Source organism: Streptomyces sp. NPDC020807 (assembly GCF_040641575.1).
Classification (GTDB): domain Bacteria; phylum Actinomycetota; class Actinomycetes; order Streptomycetales; family Streptomycetaceae; genus Streptomyces.
Genome location: NZ_JBFADU010000005.1, coordinates 252,675 through 277,431 on the forward strand (window position 1 = coordinate 252,675; position 24,757 = coordinate 277,431).

The 24,757-nt window shown below is 71.1% G+C and carries 20 protein-coding genes, 2 pseudogenes and 1 riboswitch; of the genes and pseudogenes, 17 read left to right on the plus strand and 5 right to left on the minus strand.

The genetic code is table 11. The features are described from left to right. Positions 1–103 precede the first annotated feature (103 nt). Both AB0G79_RS11320 and AB0G79_RS11325 read left to right on the plus strand, forming a co-directional pair. Positions 104–3,034 (plus strand): DEAD/DEAH box helicase, encoded by a 2,931-nt coding sequence (locus AB0G79_RS11320; RefSeq protein WP_360804290.1) that lies wholly within the window; start codon positions 104–106, stop codon positions 3,032–3,034. Beyond that, positions 3,031–4,539 carry an SWF or SNF family helicase gene (locus AB0G79_RS11325; RefSeq protein WP_360803811.1) on the plus strand — a complete coding sequence of 503 codons (1,509 nt, stop codon included), beginning with the start codon at positions 3,031–3,033 and terminating at the stop codon, positions 4,537–4,539. The genes AB0G79_RS11320 and AB0G79_RS11325 overlap by 4 nt, the downstream gene beginning before the upstream one ends. On the opposite strand, the gene AB0G79_RS11330 is transcribed toward AB0G79_RS11325, so the two are convergent. Together AB0G79_RS11330 and AB0G79_RS11335 are read right to left on the minus strand one after the other, a co-directional pair. Next, a complete protein-coding gene (locus AB0G79_RS11330) occupies positions 4,520–5,449 on the minus strand; it encodes a hypothetical protein (RefSeq protein WP_360803814.1) in 930 nt (309 codons plus the stop codon). The two genes, AB0G79_RS11325 and AB0G79_RS11330, sit on opposite strands and share 20 nt — an antisense overlap. Before the next feature lie 203 nt (positions 5,450–5,652). Next, positions 5,653–6,507: a bifunctional 5,10-methylenetetrahydrofolate dehydrogenase/5,10-methenyltetrahydrofolate cyclohydrolase gene (locus AB0G79_RS11335; protein WP_360803817.1), complete on the minus strand. Its 855-nt coding sequence runs from the start codon at positions 6,505–6,507 to the stop codon at positions 5,653–5,655. A 28-nt stretch (positions 6,508–6,535) separates the two neighbouring features. Beyond that, positions 6,536–6,644, minus strand: a riboswitch (ZMP/ZTP riboswitch). A gap of 170 nt (positions 6,645–6,814) precedes the next feature. Between AB0G79_RS11335 and AB0G79_RS11340 the strand changes: the two genes are divergently transcribed. The 10 genes and pseudogenes from AB0G79_RS11340 to AB0G79_RS11385 all read left to right on the plus strand — a co-directional run bounded on the left by AB0G79_RS11340 (position 6,815) and on the right by AB0G79_RS11385 (position 18,574). Further along, positions 6,815–8,095, plus strand: coding sequence for a GAF domain-containing protein (locus tag AB0G79_RS11340; RefSeq protein ID WP_360804293.1), 1,281 nt, complete (start codon positions 6,815–6,817; stop codon positions 8,093–8,095). A 26-nt stretch (positions 8,096–8,121) separates the two neighbouring features. Further along, entirely contained in the window at positions 8,122–8,667 is a 546-nt protein-coding gene (locus AB0G79_RS11345; protein ID WP_360803820.1) for a hypothetical protein, read from the plus strand. A 154-nt stretch (positions 8,668–8,821) separates the two neighbouring features. Then, a pseudogene (locus AB0G79_RS11350) lies at positions 8,822–8,923 on the plus strand (DUF5999 family protein); the annotation flags it as partial. A gap of 56 nt (positions 8,924–8,979) precedes the next feature. Further along, the gene (locus AB0G79_RS11355; protein WP_360803823.1) at positions 8,980–10,179 is read left to right on the plus strand and encodes a site-specific integrase; all 1,200 of its coding nucleotides are present in this window, start codon (positions 8,980–8,982) and stop codon (positions 10,177–10,179) included. Then, entirely contained in the window at positions 10,172–12,625 is a 2,454-nt protein-coding gene (locus AB0G79_RS11360) for a tyrosine-type recombinase/integrase (protein ID WP_360803826.1), read from the plus strand. Before AB0G79_RS11355 ends, AB0G79_RS11360 begins: the two co-directional genes overlap by 8 nt. Positions 12,626–12,653: 28 nt before the next feature. Next, complete coding sequence (locus AB0G79_RS11365; RefSeq protein ID WP_360803829.1) at positions 12,654–13,712, plus strand: DNA cytosine methyltransferase; 1,059 nt, start codon at positions 12,654–12,656, stop codon at positions 13,710–13,712. Beyond that, positions 13,712–14,836 carry a DnaB-like helicase N-terminal domain-containing protein gene (locus AB0G79_RS11370; protein ID WP_360803832.1) on the plus strand — a complete coding sequence of 375 codons (1,125 nt, stop codon included), beginning with the start codon at positions 13,712–13,714 and terminating at the stop codon, positions 14,834–14,836. Before AB0G79_RS11365 ends, AB0G79_RS11370 begins: the two co-directional genes overlap by 1 nt. Before the next feature lie 15 nt (positions 14,837–14,851). Next, positions 14,852–16,147: a DUF317 domain-containing protein gene (locus tag AB0G79_RS11375; protein ID WP_360803835.1), complete on the plus strand. Its 1,296-nt coding sequence runs from the start codon at positions 14,852–14,854 to the stop codon at positions 16,145–16,147. Positions 16,148–16,991: 844 nt separating this feature from the next. Further along, a complete protein-coding gene (locus tag AB0G79_RS11380) occupies positions 16,992–17,699 on the plus strand; it encodes a sugar nucleotide-binding protein (RefSeq protein WP_360803838.1) in 708 nt (235 codons plus the stop codon). A 44-nt stretch (positions 17,700–17,743) separates the two neighbouring features. Continuing rightward, a complete protein-coding gene (locus AB0G79_RS11385) occupies positions 17,744–18,574 on the plus strand; it encodes an IS5 family transposase (RefSeq protein WP_360804296.1) in 831 nt (276 codons plus the stop codon). A gap of 259 nt (positions 18,575–18,833) precedes the next feature. Here AB0G79_RS11385 and AB0G79_RS11390 read toward each other — a convergent pair whose 3' ends face one another. Next, positions 18,834–19,664 carry a type II CAAX endopeptidase family protein gene (locus AB0G79_RS11390; RefSeq protein WP_360803841.1) on the minus strand — a complete coding sequence of 277 codons (831 nt, stop codon included), beginning with the start codon at positions 19,662–19,664 and terminating at the stop codon, positions 18,834–18,836. Positions 19,665–20,107: 443 nt separating this feature from the next. Here AB0G79_RS11390 and AB0G79_RS11395 point away from each other — a divergent pair, with 443 nt between their 5' ends. The 3 genes and pseudogenes from AB0G79_RS11395 to AB0G79_RS11405 form a co-directional block, all read left to right on the plus strand. Next, positions 20,108–20,482: a tail fiber domain-containing protein gene (locus tag AB0G79_RS11395; protein WP_360803844.1), complete on the plus strand. Its 375-nt coding sequence runs from the start codon at positions 20,108–20,110 to the stop codon at positions 20,480–20,482. A gap of 318 nt (positions 20,483–20,800) precedes the next feature. Beyond that, positions 20,801–21,589: a serine protease gene (locus AB0G79_RS11400; protein ID WP_360803847.1), complete on the plus strand. Its 789-nt coding sequence runs from the start codon at positions 20,801–20,803 to the stop codon at positions 21,587–21,589. A 227-nt stretch (positions 21,590–21,816) separates the two neighbouring features. Further along, positions 21,817–21,975, plus strand: a pseudogene (locus tag AB0G79_RS11405) (dTDP-4-dehydrorhamnose reductase); the annotation flags it as partial. A 120-nt stretch (positions 21,976–22,095) separates the two neighbouring features. Here the strand turns inward: AB0G79_RS11405 and AB0G79_RS11410 are convergent. Continuing rightward, the gene (locus tag AB0G79_RS11410; RefSeq protein ID WP_360803850.1) at positions 22,096–22,566 is read right to left on the minus strand and encodes a hypothetical protein; all 471 of its coding nucleotides are present in this window, start codon (positions 22,564–22,566) and stop codon (positions 22,096–22,098) included. Positions 22,567–22,710: 144 nt separating this feature from the next. On the opposite strand from AB0G79_RS11410, the gene AB0G79_RS11415 reads away from it, so the two are divergent. Continuing rightward, the gene (locus tag AB0G79_RS11415) at positions 22,711–23,037 is read left to right on the plus strand and encodes a DUF6087 family protein (RefSeq protein ID WP_360803853.1); all 327 of its coding nucleotides are present in this window, start codon (positions 22,711–22,713) and stop codon (positions 23,035–23,037) included. A 179-nt stretch (positions 23,038–23,216) separates the two neighbouring features. Beyond that, positions 23,217–23,633 carry a TIGR03618 family F420-dependent PPOX class oxidoreductase gene (locus AB0G79_RS11420; RefSeq protein ID WP_360803856.1) on the plus strand — a complete coding sequence of 139 codons (417 nt, stop codon included), beginning with the start codon at positions 23,217–23,219 and terminating at the stop codon, positions 23,631–23,633. A gap of 150 nt (positions 23,634–23,783) precedes the next feature. Here AB0G79_RS11420 and AB0G79_RS11425 read toward each other — a convergent pair whose 3' ends face one another. Then, positions 23,784–24,632, minus strand: a complete 849-nt coding sequence (locus tag AB0G79_RS11425) for a DUF5655 domain-containing protein (protein WP_360803859.1) — start codon at positions 24,630–24,632, stop codon at positions 23,784–23,786. Between the last annotated feature and the right edge of the window lie 125 nt (positions 24,633–24,757).

Here is a 24,757-nt window from a genome sequence, read left to right on the forward strand (position 1 = left end):
CGACTCGGTCCCCAGGTAGTCAAGTTTGAGGAATGCGTTGTCGCTGTCGCACGGACCCCATGATTCGGCCCTCGAACCCGCCCAAACCCCCGCCCCCGACCTCATCTTCCACTCCGCCGTCTTCCTTCCCTCCGATCCGCCGCGCGCGGGGCGGATCGCCTTCTGGTCCCCGCGGGACGAGGACCTGCCGGCCGACGCCCCCGCGAACGGCGAGCTCACCGTCGTCGACGGGGACAGTCCCGAGCCCGTGACCGTACCCGCGCACGCCCTTCCCCTACGGGAGGCGCTGCCGCTGCTCGCGCGGGCGCGATTCGACGCGTCCGCCGCACCGGCCACCGCCTTCTGGGGCGCCGCGTCCCTCCTCGCCCTCGACTTCGTCGCGCGGGGCCTGCTGCTGCCCGGACTCACCGCCGGGGAGTTCGACGCATGGCGGGTCGGGCCGCTCGGGGCCGAGGAGCTGGAGCGGCTGCGGACCCTGGCGGCATCGATGCCGCCGAGCGCGCACGCCGTACCGCTGCCCTCTCCCGCGGGGGAGTCGTCTCCCCTGCTGCCGCAACCCGAGGCGCTGCTGCGCGCGTTCGCCGACGCGGTCGCGGACACCCTTCCCCGTACCCCCGCCGCGCCTCTGGCGGCCGGCGGGCCCGCGTTCGCCGCCGAGGAGCCGCAGGCGATCCCGGAGCTGCGCGAGTGGGCCGCCGACGTGGCGGCGGGGCACGACGCGGGCGTACGGCTGTCGCTGCGCATCGAGGTCACGGGACTTACCGGCGAAACGGGTGACGACTCCGCAGGGGAGCCCGGATCCTCCGGCGAACCCGGCTCCCCCGGACAGCCCGGATTCCGTGCCGTTCTGCAGATCCACTCCGTCGCCGACCCTACGCTCGTCGCCGATGCCGCCGAGGTGTGGGCGGGTTCGGGGGCAACGGCCGGGGCCTTCGGCCCCCGCGCGCGCATGGACGCGCTTCTCGCCCTCCGGCGCGCCGCCCGCGCGTGGCCGCCGCTGACCCCGCTGCTCGCGGCGGCCGTTCCCGACACCGTGGAGCTCGCCGACGAGGAGGTCGCCGAACTCCTGGGGTCCGCGACCCGCGCGCTCGCGGCGACCGGCGTGCAGGTCCACTGGCCCCGCGAGCTCGCCGACCGGCTGACCACGCGCGCGGTGATCGGTCCCGTACCGACGGAGGGTCCCGTACCTGCGGAGGGTCGCGTCCTCTCCGCGGCGGACGAGCGAGAGGGGGAGGAGTCCGCCGGAGACGGGCGTTCCTCCGGTCCTTCCTTCCTCTCCGCCGACTCCCTCCTGGCGTTCAACTGGCGTTTCGCGGTGGGCGACCACGAGCTGACGCGGGCCGAGCTCGACCGGCTCGCGGAGGCCGGGCGGCCGCTCGTCCGGCTGCGCGACCGCTGGGTGCTCGTCGATCCGGCCGAGGTGATGAGGGCGCGTGCCCGGCAGGACACCAAGGTCACCCCCGTCGACGCGCTGTCCGCCGTCCTCACCGGCACGGTGGAGGCCGACGGGGCCGCGGTCGAGGTGACGGCGGCCGGTCCCCTGGAGCGGATCCGGGAGCGGATCGCCGACCCCGAGGGCGGCCGCCCCGAGATCGCGCAGCCCGCCGCGCTCGCCGCGACCCTGCGCGACTACCAGCTGCGCGGGCTCGACTGGCTGCACCGGATGACCTCGCTCGGTCTCGGCGGCTGCCTCGCCGACGACATGGGCCTCGGCAAGACGATCACCGTCATCGCCCTGCACCTGCACCGGCAGACCGAGCCGGCGACGGCCGGGCCGACGCTCGTCGTCTGCCCGACCTCGCTCATGGGCAACTGGCAGCGGGAGATCGAGAAGTTCGCGCCCGGCACCCCGGTGCGCCGCTTCCACGGCGCCACGCGCGAACTCGACGACCTCGTCGACGGCGGCGTCGTCCTCACCACGTACGGCACCATGCGCCTCGACGCCGAGCGGCTCGCCGCCCGGGACTGGGGCCTGCTCGTCGCCGACGAGGCGCAGCACGTGAAGAACCCGTACTCGGCGACGGCGCGTGCGCTGCGGACGATCGGGGCACGCGCGCGCGTGGCGCTGTCCGGCACGCCGGTGGAGAACAACCTGTCCGAGCTGTGGGCGATCCTGGACTGGACGACGCCGGGTCTGCTCGGCACCCTCGGCGCCTTCCGCAGGCGGTACGCCTCCGCCGCCGAGGGCCGGACGGACCCGGCCGCGGCCGAGCGGCTCGGGGCGCTGGTCCGCCCGTTCCTGCTGCGGCGGCGCAAGTCGGACCCGGGCATCGCGCCCGAGCTGCCGCCCAAGACCGAGACCGACCGGACGGTCTCGCTGACGCCGGAACAGGCCGGGCTCTACGAGGCCGTGGTGCGAGAGATCATGGAGGCGATCGCCGACGCCGACGGCATGGAGCGGCGCGGGCTCGTCGTCAAGCTCCTCACCGCGCTCAAGCAGATCTGCAACCATCCCGCCCAGTACCTCAAGGAGGACCGTCCGAGGATCGAGGGTCGCTCGGGCAAGCTGGAGCTGCTCGACGAGCTCCTCGACACGATCCTCGCCGAGGGCGCGAGCACCCTGGTCTTCACCCAGTACGTGGGCATGGCGCGGCTCCTGGAGACGCATCTCGCGGCGCGCGGCATCCGGGCGCAGTTCCTGCACGGCGGCACGCCCGTCGCCGAACGCGAGGCGATGGTGGCGCGTTTCCAGGACGGCGAGGTGCCCGTCTTCCTGCTGTCGCTGAAGGCGGCGGGGACGGGGCTCAACCTCACCCGCGCCGAGCACGTCGTGCACTACGACCGGTGGTGGAACCCGGCCGTGGAGGCACAGGCCACCGACCGGGCGTACCGGATCGGGCAGGACCGGCCGGTCCAGGTGCACCGGCTGATCGCGGAGGGCACGATCGAGGACCGGATCGCGGCCATGCTCGACCGCAAGCGGGAGCTGGCCGACGCGGTGCTCGGGACGGGCGGGGACACCCCGCCGGAGCTGACCGAACTGACGGACGCCGAGCTGGCGGAGCTCGTACGGCTGCGAGGGGACGGACGATGAGCGGCGACGACGAGGCATACGAGGGCGGGGGCGAGGCCGTGGACGGGTACGGAGGCGCTGAGGCGGGCGCGTACGGGAGCGAGGAGCGGACGTTCGCGGCGCTGCCGCCGACGCAGGGCTCGGCCTTCGCCAGGACCTGGTGGGGCCGGGCCTGGCTCAAGGCCCTCGAGGACTCGGCGCTCGACGGCCAGCAGCTGAAGGCCGGTCGGCGGCACGCGCGCGCGGGGGCCGTGGGAGCCGTGTCGGTGCGCCCGGGCCGGATCACGGCGCTCGTCAAGGACCGGGACGGGACGGCGTACCGCGCGGACGTGCTGGTGCGGGAGTTCGCGGAGGAGGAGTGGGAGCGGCTGCTCGACCTGGCCGTCGACAGCGCGGGGCACATCGCGGCGCTCCTGGACCGGGAGATGCCGCCGCACCTGGTGGAGGACGCGGCGGAGGCGGGGCTCGACCTGCTGCCGGGGATCGGCGACCTGGAGCCGGAGTGCACGTGCGAGGCGTGGGACCACTGCCCGCACACCTCGGCGCTCTGCTACCAGGTGGCGCGGCTCCTCGACGAGGACCCGTTCGTGCTGCTCCTGATGCGGGGGCGGGGCGAGCGGGCCGTGCTCGACGAGCTCCAGGCGCGCAGCGCGCGCCGGGCGTCCGCGCCGTCGCAGGGCGGCGTGCCGGAGGCGGCCGACGCGGTGGGCGCCGACGGGTTCCCGGGCGTGTCGGCGGCGGAGGCGTACGCGGCGCGGGACATCCTGCCGCCGCTGCCCGCTCCCCCGGTGGCTCCGGCCGTGCCGGGCGAGCCGCCGTCCCTGGACACGGAGACGGATCCGGAACCGGGGGTCGATCCGACGGCGCTGGAGTTCCTGGCGCGGGACGCGGCGGTACGGGCGCGGCGGATGCTCGGCGCGGCGGCGGGCGGCGCGGCGGCGGGCGGAGACGCGCGTGCCGTCCTGGGGGTGGGCCCGCTGACGCGCGCTCAGGACGCGGTGCGGCTCGCGGCGGGCTTCCCCGAGTCCTGGATCGCGACGCGGCTCGCGACCGGGTCGGGCAGGTCTCGGGCGGAGCTGGACCTCGCCACGCGCGCGTGGCGCGTGGGTGGCGCCGAGGCCCTCGCCGTACTGGAGGAGGAGTGGACGCCGGACGCCGAGGCGCTCGCCCGTGCGGCGGCGCGGCTCGCGGAGGCCTGGGAGGACGGCGAACGGCCGGTGCTGCGGCGCGGCGCCGGGGCCCGGTGGACGGTGGTGGGCGCGGAGGCGCAGCTGCGGCTCGGCGCGGACGGCCGCTGGTGGCCGTACCGCAAGGCGGGTGCCCGCTGGTCGCCCGCGGGTCCGGCGGACCGCGATCCGGCGGCGGCCCTGGCTGTGGCCCTGGCGCCGGCGGCCGGGCCGGCGGAGGCGGGTAGCGGGGCACGTGCCTACGGTACGGCGGGCGCGACCCGTACGGCAGACGCGGACCGTACGGCAGACGCGGACCGTACGGCGAGTGCCGACGTCCCTAGCGGAGGCGGCCGGTGAGTGTGCCGCCTTCGGCGGCGGGGGCGACCAGGCTGCAGGCCACGGTGTCCGCTCCGAGGAGATAGCTGGTGCGGTAGGGGAACTGCACGAAGGTCGTCCAGTGGGTGCCGGCGGGCTGCTGGGCGGCCTTCTCCCGGAGCGGCACGCGGCAGAGCGCCGTGGCCGCCGCCTGGATCGTCCGGTCGTCGGGGTACTCGCCCGTCAGGCGCGGCCGGGCGACCATCTCGGCCTGGTGCGGCGTGTCGCAGGCGCGCCGGAGTGCCGTACCCGGCGCGGCGCGGTCGATGTCGAAGCACTGGCCGACCCTCAGCGCCTCGAAGGAGACGGGCCGCTCTCCGGCGAGGCCCGGAGCGGGGGTTCGGGTGGGACGGGGCGTTCGGGTCGTCGCCGTGGCGGGCGGGGCGGGGGGCCTGGACGGCGCGGTACGGGCGTCCGTCGGCGTGTCGGTCTCGGGGGCGTCCGTCGGCGCGGCGGGCTCCGTGGGCGTGTCGGCCGTCGGGATCGTGGCGGAGCCCGTGGGCGCGGCGGACTCCGCGGGCGCGGCGGCCCCCGGTTCGCGCGGTACCGGGAGGTGCTGGTGGTCCGTGACGACCGGCGACGGTCCCGTCAGCGACTCGTCTCCCGGCCGCCCGGTGGCGAGCGCGTCGGAGTTCTCGCCTCCGCCGATGGCCGTGACACCGCCCACGACGAGGGCGGCGACGAGCAGGGGGACGAGCGGGACGCCGAGCCATCGCGCGCGCAGCGCCGCGGGTCCCGGGCGCGGCGCCCCGACCCGTACGACACGTGACCAGGCCGTCGCGGCGGGCTGCTCGGCCGGTTGTGGCGCGGTCGGTTTTGGCGCAAAACCTCCGGCAGAGGGCGCGCCCGACCGGCGGTCCTGCTGCGGAAAGTCGGACGGCTGATACGGCACGATCACCAGGGTTGCTTGTCCGAGGCCGTGAGGCGAGCGATCAGGGGGCTGTGGGCGCGGCCTGTACGGAATCGTGACCATGAAGCGTCGGTGATGTCCGTCATGGCCGGAAAAGATCCCTCCGCGTCGAAGCCCCTCCCCGTGGTGCTCGCACGCGGGGCCGGCCGGGACGAGCCCGGCCGGGCCCTGCGGGGCGACGCGTCCTACAGGCCGAGCTGGCGCTCGGCGGCCTCGACGGTCTGGGCGAGGAGGACGGCGATCGTCATCGGGCCGACGCCGCCGGGGACGGGGGTGATGAGGGAGGCGCGCTCGGCGGCGGAGGCGAAGTCGACGTCGCCGACGTTGCCCGGGTTGTAGCCGGCGTCGATGACGACGGCGCCGGGCTTGATGTCCTCGCCCTTGATGAACTCGGGCTTGCCGACGGCCGCCACGAGGATGTCGGCCTCGCGGACGACGGAGGAGAGGTCCTTGGTGCGCGAGTGGCAGTAGGTGACGGTGGCGTCGCGGCCGAGGAGGAGCAGGCCGGCCGGCTTGCCGAGGATCGCGCTGCGGCCGACGACGACGGCCCGCTTGCCGCTGAGCTCGACGTCGTACGCGTCGAGGAGGCGCATGATGCCGCCGGGCGTGCAGGAGACGAAGCCGGGGAGGCCGAAGCCCATGGCGGCGAAGGAGGCCATGGTGACGCCGTCGACGTCCTTCTCCGGCGCGATGGCCTCGAAGGCGGCGCGCTCGTCGATGTGGGGGCCGACGGGGTGCTGGAGCAGGATGCCGTGGACCTCGGGGTCCTCGGAGAGCGCGGAGATCGCGGCGACGAGCTCCTCGGTCGTGGTGGAGGCGGGGAGCTCGACGTGCTTGGAGCGGATTCCGGCCTTCGCGCAGCGATTCTGCTTCATCTTCACGTACGTCACGGAGGCCGGGTCCTCGCCGACCAGGACGGTCGCGAGACAGGGGGTGACGCCGGTGCGGCGGGTGATCTCGGCGGCGCGCTCGGCGGTCTCCTCGCCCGTGCGGCGGGCGAGGGCGGTGCCGTCCATGAGGGTGGCGGTGCTGGTGGACATGGCGTCTCCTGGGCGTCGTCGGTGACAGGTGGTTCGCCCAGGCGCACGGCAGCGGCACGGCCGCGCCGGTCGGGTGCGGTCCGTCCGGGCCGCTCCCCGGTGGTGATCCACCTCAAGCGCCAGTCACGGCCCGGGCTCCACTCTACGTGAGCGGCCGGAGGGCGGAGGGGGCCGGTCCCGGACACGGCGCATATGCCGGGTCGACCGGGCGCTTGTCGGGGGTCGGCCCACGCACGACGATGTGCCGGACGACGGGCCCGCGGTGCGGGCGCACCTCGATGGGGAGGCCGGGTTGAGCGAGGCGTGGGTGGCGGGCGCGCGGGGCGGGACGACGGCGGACACCAGGAACGACCCGCCTCCGCTGCGGCCGCTCGTCGCGGCCTCGTGGCGGCGTTCCGTACGGGCGAGGGTGAGCCGGGAGGGCGCTCCGCCGGTCGAGCTGGACGACGAGGAGCTCGCGCGGCACCGGGACGGTCATCCGCTGGCGGCGGCGATGCCGGTGATCCGCGAGCTGATGGGGGCGTACGCGACGGACGGGGAGCACCTCCTCGCGGTGTGCGACGCCGCCGGGCGGATGCTGTGGGTGGAGGGGCACGCGGGGACGCTGCGGAAGGCGAGCCGGGTGAACTTCGTGGCCGGGGCCCGCTGGTCGGAGTCGGCGGCGGGGACGAACGCGCCGGGGACGGCGCTCGCCGTGGACCGGCCGGTGCAGGTGGTGGCGGCCGAGCACTTCCGGCGGCCGGTGCGGGCGTGGACGTGCGCGGCGGCGCCGGTGCACGACCCGCACAGCGGGCGGGTGCTCGGGGCGGTCGACATCACGGGCGGTGAGCCGCTGGCGCATCCGCACAGCCTGGGTTTCGTGCAGGCGGTGGCGCGGGCGGCGGAGTCGCAGCTCGCGCTGCTCGGACCCGCGCCGCGCCCGTCCGGGCTGCGGCTCGCGGCGCTCGGCCGGGACGAGGCGGTGCTGTCCGTGGACGGGCGGCGGACGCGGCTGAGCCGTCGGCACAGCGAGGTCCTGGTGGTTCTGGCGCACCGCCCGGAGGGGGTGGGCGGCGACGAGCTCCTGACGTTGCTATACGAGGACGAGGCGGCGGCGCCGGTGACGTTGCGGGCCGAGCTGTCCCGGCTGCGGTCGCTGCTCGGGCCGGATGTGCTGCGCTCGCGTCCGTACCGGCTCGCGGGAGCGGTGGAGGCGGACTTCGCCGTGGTGGACCGGCGGTTGGCGTCGGGTGCGGTGTCGGCCGCGGCACGGGAGTACACCGGTCCGCTGCTTCCGGGGTCGCTCGCCCCCGGGGTCGTACGGTTGCGGGACCGGCTGGCGGACCGGCTGCGGGCGGCGCTGGTGGAGCGGCGGGACCCGGGGCTGCTCGCGGACTGGGCGTACCGCCGGACGAGCGCGGGCAGAGCCGTGACCAACACCTCCCCCGAGCTCGCCGCCCCCGTTGGCGAGGCGCCGGGGCGGGTGGACGTGGGCGGAATACCCCGACGCCGTCGAGCGCGCGCTGCACATTCTCATCGGCAACCGTGTCCCTTCTCCCGCTCCGCCGGCCGGCGGACCCCGGCGTCGTACAGACGGCGACCATTCTGAAGAAAGACCTCTCCTCCCTGCGTCGGGTGACCGCCCGCCGCGTCTGGACCGCGGAGGCCATCGCGGGGGCGCACCATCGCGTCTGGGCGGCGACCGGGCCGTGGCTGGGACTGGCGCGGTCCCGGCGCGACCGCACCGACTCCCCCGCGGACCGAGCGCGCTGGGACGCCTGGATCTCTGTGCTGACGCCGCCCGAGCGGTCCGGCACCAAGAACTACACGGACCTGTGCGTCCTGGTCGGCAACGCCCGGGACATGCTGCTGGCACTCCGGCAGACCTTGCCGCAGTGTCCCTCGGTCGGGTCGGTGGCCGCCGAGATCGAGCGACGGATCCGCAGCGGCGACCTGCCTCAGAGCGTCCGGGTCGGCCGGCTCTCCATGGCGACGCGGCTTCGGGTTCCAAATGAGCACGTCGACCTGGCGCTCGCGGACCTGGCGGCGCGCGGCCTGGTGGAAGTCACCGCCGCCGGCTGGGCGGTCGTCACCAGCACGGCCCCGGACTCCGAGCACCGCACGGGCGCGTACGGCCGGCAGTCCGTCACCGCGGGCGGGGCCGGGGCGGGTGCCGCGTGAACGCGCTACGTGCCTCGCCGCCCACGGCGCTCCCGCCGGACCGGAGACAGCGCGTTCCCGCCCGGACGAGACAACCGCCCCTTTCCGCCGTCGGCCCGCCTGCGAGCCCGGCTCTCTCACCCTTTCTGTCCCTCCTGTCGAACCAGGACTTCACATGTGCCAGCACCAGCCCGTCTGCCCCACCGCCGACTCCGCCGACCGTGAGGCGGCCCGTTCCATGGCCTCCCATCCCGAGCAGGGGTGGTGTGTTAACTGCACCTTCTCGAAGTCGTTGGGCACTGCGATGTCCGACCACCCGAGGAGCGTTGTGAAATGTCGTATCTACGTAACGAACTGATGGAAGGGCGAGCCGCTCTGCCCCGTGTCGGTTCCGTCGTCGAGCTGAGGACCCAACATCCGCCCTACACGGTCATGGGTCCGGAAGGTGCACCGATGGAGCCCGTGACGATGTACCTAAGAGATCTGGCGCTGAGCGACAACAGCCCTAGTACTAGTCGCAGTTACGCCAACGACCTGCTGCGATGGTTCCGGTTTCTGTGGCTGCTGGATGTGGCCTGGGAAAAGGCTACGGAAGGAGAGGTGGCGGTGATGGTGGGATGGCTGCGCTCGGCACCCAATCCGCAGCGTCGCCGCACACGAGCGGATTCGCCTGAGCCCGGGTCGGTCAATCCCCGCACCGGGAAGAGGTATCTCAAGGCCGGCTACGCGCCTTCCACGATCAATCACGCCCTGACCGTCGTCTCCGGTTTCTACGACCTCCAGCGCGACCTGGGGCACGGCCCGCTGGTGAACCCGGTGCCCTTCTCAGAGGCACGCCGCCAGGCTCTGGCTCATCGGAATCCGAGAGAGGAAATGCCGGTATTCCGACGGTCCCGGCTGCGCCAGCGTGTCCCGTCCACACAACCGCGGGCGATCCCGGACGCCATGTGGGACGAGTTCTTCAACACACTGAATCACAACCGTGACCGGGCAGCAGTGCTGCTCTACGTCACCAGTGGTGCCCGCGCCTCAGAATTGCTCGGCTTGACTCCAGCCGACATCAACTGGTCGGACATGCTCATCCACGTCACGTCTAAGGGAAGCAGGCTGCGTGAGCCCATCCCTGCCAGCCCCCAGGCCTTGACGATCCTTGCTGCCTATCTCGACGCGATGGATATGCCAGCACCCCACGAACCGGTTTTCCGCACCCGCCGGGGCCCTGACAAGCCACTCACCTACTGGGCCATGCGGCGTGTCATCCAGCGCGCTAATGAGCAATTGAAGACGAACTGGAGCCTGCACGATCTACGGCATACGGCAGCGGAAAGAATGGCGAACGACCCTAATCTCACACTGGTCGAGGTCCGTACCATTCTCCGCCATGCTGACCTCGCAACTACCAGCCGCTATTTGCACGCCCACGTCGAGCATCTCTTCAACGCGCTCCAGGCCCACTATGAACGCCCTCGAACGCCTCTCAGCATCGCACCCGGCTACGACCCGGCTGACTTCAAGGCGGTGTTCGGTGGCTGACACACAGACCTTCACTGCGCGCAACCGTCGCATCGAGCATCACGACGAAGGATTCGTCCAGAGCCCGATTACCCGTTTCGCCAACGCAGAACTGAAAGCTGCTCCCGCACCGATTCCGAGTATCCCGCCCGGGCCTTTCGGTGACCTGTCCAGAGCGCCAGTGAGCGAGATCGTAAGGATCATTGACCGGGAAACAAAGGGCCAGCCCAACGCCGCCCGCCGGCGCCGTTCGGTTGAGCTGATCTTCGCGTCCCTGGAGCAGATGGCAGGAACCACGTGGCAGGAAAAATGGACGAACTCCAGTTTCGACCGCGAGGGAGCCGAACCGGTCCGCTTGCTTGCCCGCGAGGGAAATCGCAACGAAAGCGCCGACTTGACGGCGGGTCTGAAGATGGCATTCATCCTACGGATCATTCGCCCTTCACTGTCAGGATTTCGCGCGAACAGGATCGTCAACTACGCAGACCGCTTCCGTGAGTTCCAGGCCGATCCCTACCTCGATGAGTTCTTCTCTGCTGTCGACCGCCGAGACTTCAGCCACAACCATCGATATCGGGCGAAGTTCGACGTCGCGGTAGCACTGACCACGCAAGGCATCGCCTTGAAGGACCTCACACCGCCCGCACTGCTGCACTACGCGATGGAGGCCAAACGACTGGGTCTTACCTACGGAAACAAGCTCAAAAACACACGCTTCGCAGCACATGGGGCCTGGCAGGTGCTGCACCAGATGGGACATTTTCCGCCGGGCACCCCGCCCACTCTGCGTACCTACGTCTACCGCGGACAGCTCACTATCGAGCAACTAGTGGACCGCTATCCCATCGAGCACCAGGGGGTCCGCAAATTGCTGATCGAATACCTCACACGCCGCAGGGCCTCAACCGACTACACGACCATCTCCGCGCTCTCCCGGCACCTGGTCTTTACTTTCTGGGCAAAAATCGAGAAGATCAACCCCGGTCAGCAAGATCTGGTTCTGAGCCCACAGGTCTACGACCAGTGGCGTGAAGCAATCAAGGTGTGGGACCGAGACCAGAATCGCAAACGCATCGACGACTCACCAATCCTGCTGGCTGTCCGAGCCCTCTATCTCGACCTGCACAGCTGGGCCATCAACGAGCCCGAACGCTGGGCGCAGTGGGTTGCACCCTGTCCGATCAGCACCAGGGATCTCAAGGGGTTCGCCAAACGAAAGCGTGAGATCAATCAGCGCATGGCCAACCGTGTCAGGGCGCGTCAGCCGCTCTTGCCTCTTCTTGTCGCCCACGTCGAAGGCCGACATGATCACCTCTCAGCCCTGCTCCAATCCGCTCAAGCGGTCCAGCTCGGTGAGGCGTTCGTTCACAAGGGACACCACTACCGGCGCACTAACAGTTCCCAGGACCAGATCTGGGCCAAGAACGGCGAGGAACCCCCCGTCCGAGTCATCGATGAGGACGGAGTGATCCACAACATCACATCGACCGAGGAAACTGCTTTCTGGGAGTGGGCCGGGCTGGAGATCTTGCGGCACAGCGGTATCCGCATCGAGGAACTCTGTGAACTTACCCACCTGAGTATTCGCCAATATCAGCGACCTAATGGAGAGGTCATTGCTCTTCTCGTCATCGCGCCGTCAAAGAGCGAACGCGAACGGGTAATCCCGATGTCTGCAGACCTCTTCCACGCCATCGCGCAAGTCATCCGTCGTCTCACCCCGGCCGGCCGGCCCGTCCGACTGCTCAACCGCTACGATCACCATGAGAAGACCTGGTCAGAACCCATGCCATACCTCATGCAGCGGCAGGCCGGAACTCAAAGAATGGTGATCGCTTCCACCACCTTCCTGCATATGTTCGCTCGCAGTTGCAAGGAGCTGGCCGAGACTAATCGCGTGTTCGCAGACACAACGTTCACACCGCACGACTTCCGTAGGCTGTTCGCGACCGAACTCGTCAACGGCGGTCTTCCTGTCCATATCGGTGCCGCTCTGCTTGGGCATTTGGATCTGCGCACCCTCCAAGGATATGTCGCGGTATTTGCCGAAGATGTCGTCGCCAACTACCAGCGTTTCCTTACCCACCGCCGCTCGCTCCGCCCCGATATCGAATACACCGAGGTAACGCCCGAGGAATGGGCCGACTTCGAGGAGCACTTCGACAAGCGCAAGGTCGAACTCGGAAATTGCGCCCGCCCCTACGGAACACCTTGTAACCACGAGCACGCGTGCATCCGTTGCCCGATGCTTCAGGTAAATCCCAAGATGTTGTCCCGCCTCTCAGAGATTGAAAAAGACCTGCTCCTTCGCCGCAAACGGGCACAGGAAGAGCACTGGCTCGGCGAGATCGAAGGTATCGACTCGACCCTGGTCTTCCTTCGCTCCAAGAAGGCCGAAGTTGCCCGCCTCACCAAGAGAACCACCACCGATCTTGGCATCCCTCGCCCCCGTCCCCGAGAGATCTAGCGCCCCTGACGAACCACGATCGAGTGAAGTGCAGAGAAGGTCCAGGGCGGGCAAGCGACTCGGGCTGCTCGACCAGGACGTCGTGCACCAGGCGGTCGCCGACCTCGCCGCTGGACGCGACACCCGCTCCAAGCTCCTGGCCGCCTGCCGGGACGAACGCTCCCTGCTCGCGGCCGAGCCGATGCGCTACCTCTACGCCCTGACCGCCGTGGGCGAGCCGGAGTGGGTGGCGATGGAGGAGGTGCCCGACGTGCTGCCGCTGTGGAAGCAGTACGCGCAGATCCTGAGGTCCTGGGGCTTCTCCGTGTGGTGCGGCATCCTCAACTCCGCGGACTACGGGGTCCCGCAGACCCGGCGGCGGGCGATCCTCGTCGCCTCCCGTGTCCGTACCGCCGAACCCCCGACGCCGACCCACGCCCAGGTCGCCGAGCCGGAGGGCCTCTTCGGACTGGGCCGCACCCGCTGGGTGTCGATGGCCGAGGCGCTGGGCTGGGGGGCGACCGACCGGCCCGTCCCGACCGTCTGCGCCGGCGGCGGGCCCGGCGGCGGCCCCGAGCCCTTCCCTTCCGGAGCCCGCAAGACGCTGTCCGATGCCCGGGCGCGCGGAACCTGGACGGCTCCCCCGGCCGTCGAGGACGTCGCCCTCAAGCCCCAGACCCGCGAAGCGGGGCGGATCGCCCGCCACGATGCCCGCGTCGACAACCCCGCCACCGGACCGGCCCCCACCTGCACCGGCAGGGCCAGCCACTGGACGTGGTCCCTGCGCAGCAACAACCAGACCAACGCCACGATCCGGACGGTCTCCGAGCCGGCCGGGACGCTGTTCTTCGGGCACCGCGCCAACGAGTGCACCTGGATCGCCACCCCCGCCGGGAACGATGACGCGCCGACTCCGGCGCCGATCAGGATCACCGCCGCCGAGGCGGGCCTGCTGCAGACCTTCCCCGCCGACTATCCGTGGGCCGGGAACAAAGGCCAGCAGTTCTCCCAGATCGGCAACGCCGTCCCCCCGAGACTGGCGGCGCACATCCTCGCCCCGCACCTCGACCGCACCCTCACCACCGACGACTTCACCCTGGCCGCCTGATGTCCCACCTCCCCGGTCCCGACGAGGACGACCTCGGCACGATCCCGACGTCGCACCCGGTGTTCCACGCCGAGCAAGCCCTCCTCGGCGCGCTCCTCTTCGACCCACGCCTCGTCGGCGACGTGACCGGCATCTCCGCCGACTCCTGGAGCACCGCCGCGCACGCCAGTTTGTTCGCCGCGATCAGCACCCTGCCGCCGCCCGATCCCAACGAACACAGGAAGACCACCGCGTGGCTCACCCAGGTGCTCGCCGCGGCCCGGGAGGAGGCACGCGGTCTGAGCGCCTCCTACCTGCACACCCTCATCCAGGTCTGTCCCTGGCCCCGGCACGCGGCGGCCTACGCGCGGATGGTCGAGGCTGAGCACGCCCGCCGCCGCCTCCGGGACGCCACCGGCCTCCTCGTCCAAACGGTCCACGACGCTTCCCTGCCGGAGCCCGTCCAGGCAGTGCTCGCCGAGGCCGACGCGCTCGCCGCCGTCGTGGACGACATCGCTACACGCTTCCCGCCCCGCGCCGGCATCCTGCCCCGCACCCCGGTACCCCCACCGGACGCCGCGGCCGACCCCACCGAAGCGGTGGAGGAGGAGCAGCTCCTGCTCGCCACCGCCACCGCCCGCCCCGCCGACATCGAGTCCGTCCGGTGGCTCCTCGCCGAGGACTTCACCCACCCCCTGCACGCCGGCCTGTGGCAGTGCCTCACCGCCCTCGCCCGGCGGCACGAGCCCGTCGACCCCGTCACCGTCCTGTGGGAGGCCCAGCAGCGCGGCCTGCTGCACGACGGAGGTGAGCCGAGCGGCGTACTCCGTCTCCTCGCCGAGCCCGCCGGGTCCGTCGGGCACTGGGGCCAGCGTGCCCTCACGCGCTCGCTCCTGGCCGCCGCCGACCAGGCCGGCCGGCGCATCCAGGCGTACTCCGACGACCCGATGACCACACCTTTCCAGCTCGTCGCCGGTGCTCGCCGGGCCCTCGCCGACATCGGCGCCATCCGCACCCGCTGGCAGCACGCCACCGGGCGCTCCCTCCCCCCGCCGGCGCGAGCCGCACGCGCCGGCCCCGCGGCCCGCCGCGCCCCCGCCGTCTCGCCGCCGGCACGTCCCGTCGCCGCCGGCCGGACCCCCTGACCCCGAAAGGCCCCGATGCCGTACGCCCCCGCCAACGCCCACGTCCACTTCGCCCTGCACCCCGATCACCATCCCGCCGTCATCGCCACCACGACGGGCCCCACGGCCGACGCCGCCCGCTCCCACCTGCACGACCTCGGATGGCGCAGCACCAGCCCGGCCACGATGGTGCTGGCCCGCATCGACTGCGAAGAGCCCCACTACACCGCCCAGGCCGCCGAGCAGCTCCGGCGGTACGGCTTCACCACCGAGATCGACCTCGCCCTCCAGGAGGAGATCGACACCGAGTGGACCTGGGCGAACTACCCCATGCCCTGGTGCACCCGCGAGGAGATCCGCGAGGTCGGCGCCGCGGCCCAGCGCATCCACGACGACATCGCCGAAGGCCGCCTGGTCATCCACCTGCACGCTCACGACGGGCATACCATCGTGGCCGTCGGCTCCTACAAAGAAGGCGTCCGGCGGCACGTGCACCTCCACGGCGAGGACCACCTCCGCCAGGAGACCGACATCGCCTTCGGCACCGAAGCGGAGGCCGTGGCCGAGTTCCACCGCCTCTACTCCGTCGCAGTCCGCCCCGGCCCTGCCCCGCTCACCAGCCGGGAGCAGGCCGTCCGCCAGTTCCTCGCGGGCCATCCTTCGTCCGCCGCCGAGGAGACGCCCGCGCCCGCAGTCGAACCGCCGGTCGCTGAGCCCGGCGAGCACGAAGCGTTCCTCGCCGCCCTCTTCGACGAGGACCGGCAGTGGGAGAAGTACCGCCCCTTCGACGAGACGACCATCGCCTCCCACGAATCCCTCACCGTACGAGTGGAGTTCGACCACGAAGCACGCCACCGCACTGACGTCGCCTGGACCATCGCAGAGTACGACGGCCCCGTCGGCGAGCGCCTCTGGCACGCCACCGTCACCGCCGGCACCCCCGTCCCCGTCATCCACACGATCCTCCAGTACCTCGACGCCCCGCCGCTCAGCACTGCGGACCACCCGGACGACGTCCTCCATGGCGCCGCCTGGCGGCCAGCGAGCCACCCCGCCCGCACCACTTGGACGGCGCCGGACCGGACCATCGTCTTCGAGTCCACCCCGCACGCCACGGCGGACCGATGGACGATGTACGGCGGAGAGGACCTCGACCGGGCGGCGTGGACCATCCGCCTCTCCGCCGGCGTTCCCCACACCCTCCTGGCCGAGCTGGCTCAGACCGCCGCCGACCTGTTTCCGTCACCCACACGGCCGACCCCGAGGCCGCTCCCGGCTCCCGCCCGCAGGCTTCCCGCAGCCGTGCCCGCCCAGCGCGCCCGCGGCCGGTAATCCAGTCCCCGGCCCGACCGCCGCCGACGCTCAGCGCTTGCCAACCGACTCTGACCTGCACAGATGCGGTTCCAACCCGGCGGGCCCTGTCCGGCGAACTAGCTTTCAGGGAGCGTGCTAGCTAGATTGGGAGGGTGATTATGACTTGACGCACCCACTAATTACGCGTCAAGTTATTAGGGTCACACTGTCGGCGCTAAATTAAAGGCGCAGACTACGAAGTCAACTTTACGCGGCGGGAGATTAGCAATGTTGCCCGCAGCGCAGATTAGTAATCTCGCAGCCGCAAAAGTTTGGGGCCGACGCGGACGAGAACATCCACGCCGACCCCTCCCGGACGGCCGTCCGGGACCGGTCTCCACCCGGTCCCGGGCGGCGTCAGGCCCTGAGGAAGGCCAGCAGCGTCACGGCGCTGGCCACAGCAGACATCACCGACGCCATGATGGCGCAGATGACTTCTACCCTCTGAAGCCCCTTCAGGGGGCTACCTCCTGATGGGCGTTCAGGCTCTCGCCCTGCTGAACCACACATGGGTCCACCTTCCTGCGAGAGGCACGCCGATTGCGTGCCCCGGGCAGGTGGCTCGGCATACCGAGCCACCCGTGCGGAGCACGAACCAGCCCCCCCACGAGGAGCGGGGCGACAGGGCCCCTACAATAGCCGTTCTCGAACCCTCCATGCGACCTTCTGGATACGCCTGGAAAAGAAATTCCTGGCGCGTGCACTCGACGCGTATGCACGTGCCAGAACGCAGCCGACTTCCGCTCGCGTTGCCTATTGGGATTTCAATAGGGACTGTGACCGGCAGGTGCCCAGGGGGCGTCCTGCAGTACGGTGTGGCGGCATGACGGTGCTGATCATCGGCGCCAGCGGGTTCCTCGGAACCGAGCTGGTGCGACAGGCCCACGCTGCGGGCCAGGCCACAGCCGCGACGTTCAACTCCCACCCCGGTGACCCGGCCAGCGCCGCCTGGCACCAGCTAGACCTGCGCGATGCGCGTCGCCTCGACGAAGTCCTCGACGCCGTGACCCCTACCGCGGTGATCAACGCATCCAGCGGCGACGCCGACTGGGCGGTCACCGCCGACGGCTCGCTCCGCCTCACCATGGCGACGGCGAGCAGGGGAATCCGCCTGGTGCACGTGTCCAGCGACGCGATCTTCTCCGGTGCTGACATCCACTACGCCGAGACCGCCCTCCCCGACCCCGTCACCCCATACGGGGCCGCAAAGGCCGCCGCCGAGACGGCCGTACGTCTCTTCCACCCCGACGCGGCCGTCGCCCGCACTTCGCTGATCATCGGCGACGGCGGATCCGCACACGAACGCATCGTCCACGAACTCACCGCCGGCACGCGGGAAGGCGTCCTGTTCACGGACGACATCCGCTGCCCTGTCCATGTCGCCGATCTGGCGGCGGCCTTGTGGGAGCTTGCGCTGAGCGACGCGACCGGCGTCTTCCACCTGGCCGGCCCCGACGCCGTCAGCCGCTTCACCCTCGGCGTCCTCGTCGCCCGCCGAGACGGCCTAGAGCGTGTCTCCTTGGTGGGTTGAGCTGTTGATCGGATGTGTCGGCCCGGTTGGTGATCAGTGATGCGATGTGGGCACGGATAGGTCCGTTGATGCCGGCCGATCCGGTGCGTGGGCGTCGGTGGGCTGATCACCGTCGGACGCTGGAGGCCATCGCGTGGAAGTACCGGACAGGGGCGCCGTGGCGGGACCTTCCGGTGGAGTTGGGGTCGTTCCGGACCGCACACAAGCGCCTGCTGCGGTGGGCGGTGGACGGGACGTGGGAGCGGATCCTCGCCACTGTGCTGGCGGCGGCCGATGCCGGTGGTGAGGTGGGTTGGGCGGTGTCGGTGGACTCCACCGTCTGCCGGGCCCACCAGCACGCCGCCGGTGCCAGGAAGGCACTGGTTCCCGGGAGGCCGGAGCCCGACGACCATGCCTTGGGGCGATCGCGTGGCGGCCTGAGCACGAAGGTCCACCTGGCCGCCGACGGCAGTGCCCGCCCCCTCGCCGTTGTCGTCACGGCGGGGCAGGCCGGCGACGCGCCGGCGTTCACCGCCGTGATGGCCGCGATCCGCGTTCCGCGCACCGGGCCTGGGCGGCCGCGGACCCGCCCGGACGTGGTGCTCGCCGACCGCGCTTACTCCTCCCGCGCGATCCGCTCACACCTGAGCGCCCGTCGGATCCGGGCCGTCATCCCGCAGCCTGCGGACCAGATCCGTCACCGGCTGGGACGCGGGTCGCACGGCGGCAGGCCGCCCGGCTTCGACCCGGAGGCGTACAAGGACCGCAACACGGTCGAACGGTGCATCGCCCGCCTCAAGCAGTGGCGCGGCCTGGCCCTGCGCACCGACAAGCTCGCCCTCGCCTACCGGGCCGCACTCCACGTGGCGGCAGTCCTGATCTGGACCCGTCGGTGACGGGAGCGCGTCCGGGCGATCATGTGCGGAGCCGGAAGACGAAAGTGGAGTGCCCCATGGTCTCCAGCAAGTGCAACGCGCCCGGCTGTGGGGTGCGAAGCGACACCTTCCACTTCTACTGGGCCTGATCCACCGGTCCGGCTGGTGTCACCCGTCGCGCCGGGCCGGGTGGGCGAGCCGGCGCAGGCAGGACCGGCATGCCGGCGGGCGGGAACGGGATGGACCGTTTCCGGCCGCCGGCGCATGGGGGCGGTCGCTGTCAGCGGCCGGAGGCGCGGTGGTCGGCGGGGGCGGGCTGGGTGCCGGCTTCGGCGTGGGCGGGGGGTTCGACGGTGCGGCGCTTGACGATCAGGACGACGATCAGGACGACCTGGAGGATGATCGGCAGGATCATGCCGGGGTACGCCTTGGGGTCGGCGCCGACCCCGTTGGAGACCAGGCTGAAGTCCCACAGGCCGTGCACGAGCATCGGCAGCAGGAGCACTCCACCGACGCGCAGGCAGAGGTAGAAGAAGTAGCCGGACGTGGAGACGATCACGGCCTGGAAGACGGCCGCGCCGCCTTCGCCGAACGCGTTGCTGACGTGGACGAGGCCGAACACCACCGAGGACCACAGGGCGACCTTGCCCTCGCTGAGGCCGGCGCGCTTGAAGACCTGGACACCGATGCCGCGGAACATCAGCTCCTCGCCAATGCCGACCAGCGCGGTCATGGCGATCAGGGCGAGCACCAGGGAGAGCGGCTGGTCGGCGAGGTTGGGGTAGTTCACCGCCAAGACCGCGACCACCAGCATCGAGATCGGGACGAACCGCACCCAGCGGCGCACCGGCACGCGGTAGTGGAGGACGCTGCCCCACCAGCCGAGCCAGGTCACCACTGCCGCGCCGAACAGCACCGACAGGCCGATGGGGATCACGCCGTTGCGGACGATCGATTCGGTGGTGGGGAACTGGCTGTCGCCGTCGGCCCGATCGACGCCGATGAGAGTGCCGAGCCCCTGGATGATCGCCAGGTAGACGACCACCACGGCCAGGAACCACGGCCAGGTCAGCCGGCGCCCGGCCGGGACGGGGGACGGTTGTGCGGACACGGGACGACTCCTCGGGGGTAGGGACAAGGGGCCCGAGCAGCCGGGCGAACAAATGATCCCATAGATAAGACAAATCCTTAAAGGGCACGGAAAGCTTCTTAAACGGACACGGGTCGGTGAAGGAACCCCGGCCCTGCTCCGCCCGGGGAGGGCTGCGGGCCGACAGCGGGCGGGGCCGCTCGCCCTCGCGGTCATGATCAAGCGCGGCGGGCTGCGGTCATTTTCGATCTTCGCCTGCGGCTCGGCGGGCCGAGCTGGTGGAATGACCGGCGACCAAGGCCCTTCCCGCACCGTGGAGTCCCCGTGAACTGGCTGAACGACATCCTGAAGGTCGTCACCACCCTGGAGCCGATCGTCGTGCCGCTGCTCACCAGCAACCGTGACGTGAAGCACGACATCAAGCCGATCTCCTGACCCCGCCACCCCGACGGACCGGAAGAGCCGTGCGCCTCGCCGCCCTGATCCAGGGGATGACCTCGACGTTCCTGCGGCCCCGGCCACCTCGGACCGAACGGGATCAGCCCCTCACCCGCACCCAGATCCTCGCCCTCCTGGACGAACTGCCCATCAGCGAATGGCGCTACGACTGGGACCCCGACACCCTCCACATCGGCCCCATGGCCCAGGACTGGCGGGCCGCCTTCGGCTACGGCCGGCGCGAGACCACCATCGACGTCGTCGACGCCAACGGCGTCCTGATCGCCGCCGTCCAGGAACTCTCCCGCCGCCTGCGCCACCTCGAAGAACAGCAACAGGCCGCGCAACCACCCTGCTCCTGCGCGCACCCGCCCACACCTGCACCCACATCCGCACCATGAAGGAGGGCTCCGTGAGCCTGACACAGATGATCATCGACCTGATCAACGCCCTCGGGCCCGTCATCACCCCGTTGTGATGAGGACGCGCACCCTGCTCGGATCGGTCGCCCTGCTGACCTTCGGGACCTCCGTCCTGGAGATCTTCCGCCTGAGCATCGTCATCGGCTCCTGACCCGATGGGCCATCAGACGGCGAACCGGCCGATCCCCCCGTTGATCGGGAACGGCCGGTTCGCTGCTTGCGGGTCCGGGCCTGCGGCCGGAAGGCTCCTGGACGGTCGCACCCCGCACGGGGGGCCGCACGGGAAAGGGCGGGGAGATGGTGCGAGGGCGGGACAGGCTGCGGCGGGTCCTGGGGTCGATGCTCGGGGCGGCGCTGACGGCAGCGGGGCTGCTCGGCACCACAGCGGCGCCGGCGGCCGCGGTGGTCGGCGGGACGGACGCCCCGGCCGGCGCCTACCCGTACGTGGTGTCGCTGCAGATGCAGAGCAGGAACGGCTGGTATCCGGGCTGCGGCGGGTCGATCATCGGCCAGCAGTGGGTGCTGACCGCCGCCCACTGCCTCACCGGGGAGCCTATGCGGGTCGTCGCCGGGGCGAACACCCTCAACCCTGCCGGCACCACCCACCAGGTGCTGACCGCGATCCGGCACGAGAACTACAACGGCAACGCCAACGGCGCCCCCAACGACATCGCCGTACTCCAGCTCGCCACCCCCATCACCTACACCCCGCAGATCCAGCCGATCGCCCTGCCGCTGCTCCCCGACCTGCTCGGCGGCACCGCCACGGTGACCGGCTGGGGGCACACCACCGGCGGCGGCACCGCGTCCAACACCCTCCAGCAGGCCACCGTCACCGTCCTGACCGTGGGCGAGTGCCAACTGCGCTGGCCCGGCCAGAACATCAACCTCACCCACGTCTGCACCTACGACAAGGGCTCCGGCATCTCCGCCTGCGCGGGCGACAGCGGCGGCCCGCTCGCCCAGAACGGCCGCCTCATCGGCGTCGTCAGCTGGGGCGGCGTCACCTGCAGCGGAAATCTGCCGTCGGTGTACACCAACACCGGCGCCTACCGGACCTGGATCACCACCAAAACCGGCATCTGACCGCCACCGGACCGCCGCCCAAGGCGCGTGACCAGTGCCCGGTGGACCGTCGTAGCCGTCGGGGCCCGCCCGGCCTACGCCGGGCGGGAGGCGGTCCGGCAGCCGGACGTGCCCGAGGCACCTGCGTCACCAAACGCAACGCTCGGGCTCGAACTGCGTGCAGTCCGCCCGCCGATCAAGCAACATACGGGTCCACAGACACCGCACGCAGCGCCAAACGGGAAACTTCAAGGAGACACGCTCTAGACCCCGCCCTTCTCCCCACCGGCCGCCGAGCGGACAGCAACCTGCCCGGCGCCCTCGACGTACGCCTCGACAGCCGTGCCACTCAGCGACAGCTGAGCACCCGGCTCCACGGAGTACGAGAGTTCCTAGGGAACGGCTGACGAGGGACGGTCTTATCCGACCGGCTTCATGGCCCCCTGCTGTGGGCTTGGGCGCTCCACCCGATGCTGGCCGGGTGGAAGCCGCTCCACTGCGACGGAGAGGTCTCCCTGAACCGGGCGTCACGTCCCGTCGGGCTCCGCTTTCGGCTGGCTGCGGGCACGCCGCAGTTCACGGATTCGATCCTGCGCGGCGAGCAGCCGCCGGTTCTCCTCTTTCAGGGACAGCGCGCCGTCCTGCTTCTGCTGTGTGGTCTGCTGCTTCGCGGCCCGGCGCTTCGTCGTGAAGGCCGCCGCCTTCTTCTCGCACTCCTCATGGACCGGCTTCCCGCGGCTTGGCCCCTGCTCCCGGCTGACCCATACCTTGCCGGTGATCTTGCCGCCGCACATCGCGCACACTGCCGGACCGCGCCGGCGCTGCTGCGGGGTCTCCTTCTTCGCCGGCTTTGCAGGCTGGACCTCGACCGTGCCGTCCGCACGGGTCACGGTCACCTCGGAGGCTGGGGTCACGTCATACGACCGCAGGTCACCGGGAGTCGCCCGGTGCTGCTGGCCCTTCCTGCCCGCGCGCCCTCGCGGGATACGGCTGCTCATGACCACAGCCTAGAGGTCCCTGATATTCCCCAAGACTGCGTCACAGCAGCCCGTGTGCTGCTACCCGCCCTGGGGGTCTCCGTTCATTCATCCACTCGGGTGAACGGGTGGCGGCCCGGACCGCGACTCGGCCACGATGCCCTGATGCAGGATGACGAACCGCTGGAGGAGTGGGCTCGCCGGCGCGATGCACGCCAGGCCGCCTCGAAGGGCAGGCGGCGCGCGGTGCCGCTCGGTGACGGCCCTCATCGTGGGGCCCACGTGGCCCCCGACGCCCCGAGAGCGATCGAGGAGTGGACCGGCACCGAGTGGATGGTCGTCGGGGTCGTCGAGGACTTGGCCGCAGCGAAAGCCCTGTTGTATCCGCCGCCGCCCGTGCAGGAGAAGCCCGCCGAGTGGGACCGGCCTGCCATGGGCAAGGGACGCGGCCGGCACCGGAAGCCGTCCTCGGCTGAGGATCGGGACCAGTAGGCCGAGGTGTGTCCCGGCCTCGCGCCCCTCGCTCATCTCGAAGCTGCCTTCGATTCCTCCCCTGACCTCGCTCGGCCGCAGCACCTGCCCCTCTGACGCGGATAGCTCCGCGTTACGGTCGAAGCGACCTGCACGGCGCCGTCCCGGCGTCCGAGCCATCGCACCGAGGAGACCGACTGTTGGACACCGACCCCCTGCCCACCGACGGGGACCTGTTCTGGCAGGAACGCCGGACCTGCTTCCTGACCACCCTCCGGCCCGACGGCTCGCCTCACACGACCCCGGTCGGCGTCACCTACGACCCTGAGACACGGATCGCCCGCGTCATCACCGACGGCGGCAACAAGAAGGTCCACAACGTCCGCGCCGCCCTGGCCTCCGGGGGCGAAGCCCGCGTCAACGTCAGCCAGGCCGAAGGCCGGCGCTGGTCCACCCTCGAAGGCACCGCCGTCATCAAGGACGACCCCGCCGTCGTCGCCGACGCCGAGCGCCGCTACACCGAGCGGTACAAGACCCCGCGCGTGAACCCCAACCGGGTCGTCATCGAGATCACCGTCACGCGCGCCCTGGGGCCCACCAAGCCTTCCGGCTGGTGACCCCGTCCGGCCTCGGCGGGGGCGCAATATAGGCGAGGATCCCCGGTTTCCGAAACCGGGGATTCCGCGGAGGATGGACGACACCACCGCCACTCCCCCGCCCCTCCGTCGAAAGGCACCTCGCCACCGAGATCCCTGCCCCGCCAGGCGCTACGCCGCGGCGTACGACAGCCGGAACAGCTCCAGTGCCCGCTCCACGTCCTTCTCGGAGCGCAGCTGGACCTCCAGGTCGCCCGTGCCGTGATGGCCCAGCCCGGTTACGTCCCGGGTGAAGCCCGGCACGAGTTCCACCGTGGCCGGCGCGACCTTGAGGTACACCAGCAGCTTGTCCTGCCGTCCGGTGACGCAGGCGAAGTTCCGCAGCCGCTGGTAGGCGTCGTACTGCTTGCGCTCGACCTTCGTCACGCCCTCGCCCAGCCCGAGCAGCGTCTCGTCGACCACGGCCGCGAGCTCCGCCATGGCGTCGGTCCGCCGGCGGGGTGACGTGCCCCGTCCGCCGCGCAGGCTCTGGCGCCGCGTCCCGCCGCCCTGGGCAGCGACCGACGCGACCGTCTCCAGCGCGATGTGGTGCTCGCCGAGCATGGTGTAGCGCACGAGGTCGATGGACCGCCGGTGCTCGCGCACCGCGTGCAGGTCGTAGCGCGTGAAGCCGCCGGCCACGCAGATCAGCCGGGGCGTGCTCCACAGGACGCCAGCGGCTGCCGCCGGTCCGAGCCGCTCGCGGACCAGGGCCTCGACCTCCTCCCGGTGGTCCATCAGCCAAGCCACGTAGAACAGACCCTGCGACAGCACGCCGGGGTCAGTCGCCCGCTTGTACTCGACGATAACGGGCGAGCCGTTCTCGTCGAGCCCGAGCGAGTCGATGCGCCCACCATGGACGGGGCCGGTGCTGTACTCGGTGGCCAGGAAGCGGACCCCGAGCATGGGCTCCATCGCGCTCTCGACAAGCGCCTGCACATCGGCCTCAGCCTCAGCCAGCCACGGCGTGACCTCGGTCACGCCGCTTGTCGTGTCGAACAGTTTCAGGTCCAGCCACCTCCGCGCTCATGGTTGCCGAGCGGTAACGCTCTCGAACGGAGGGTTATTTCCAGAAAGCCTTCCAGCCGCCTATGCATACGAGGTCG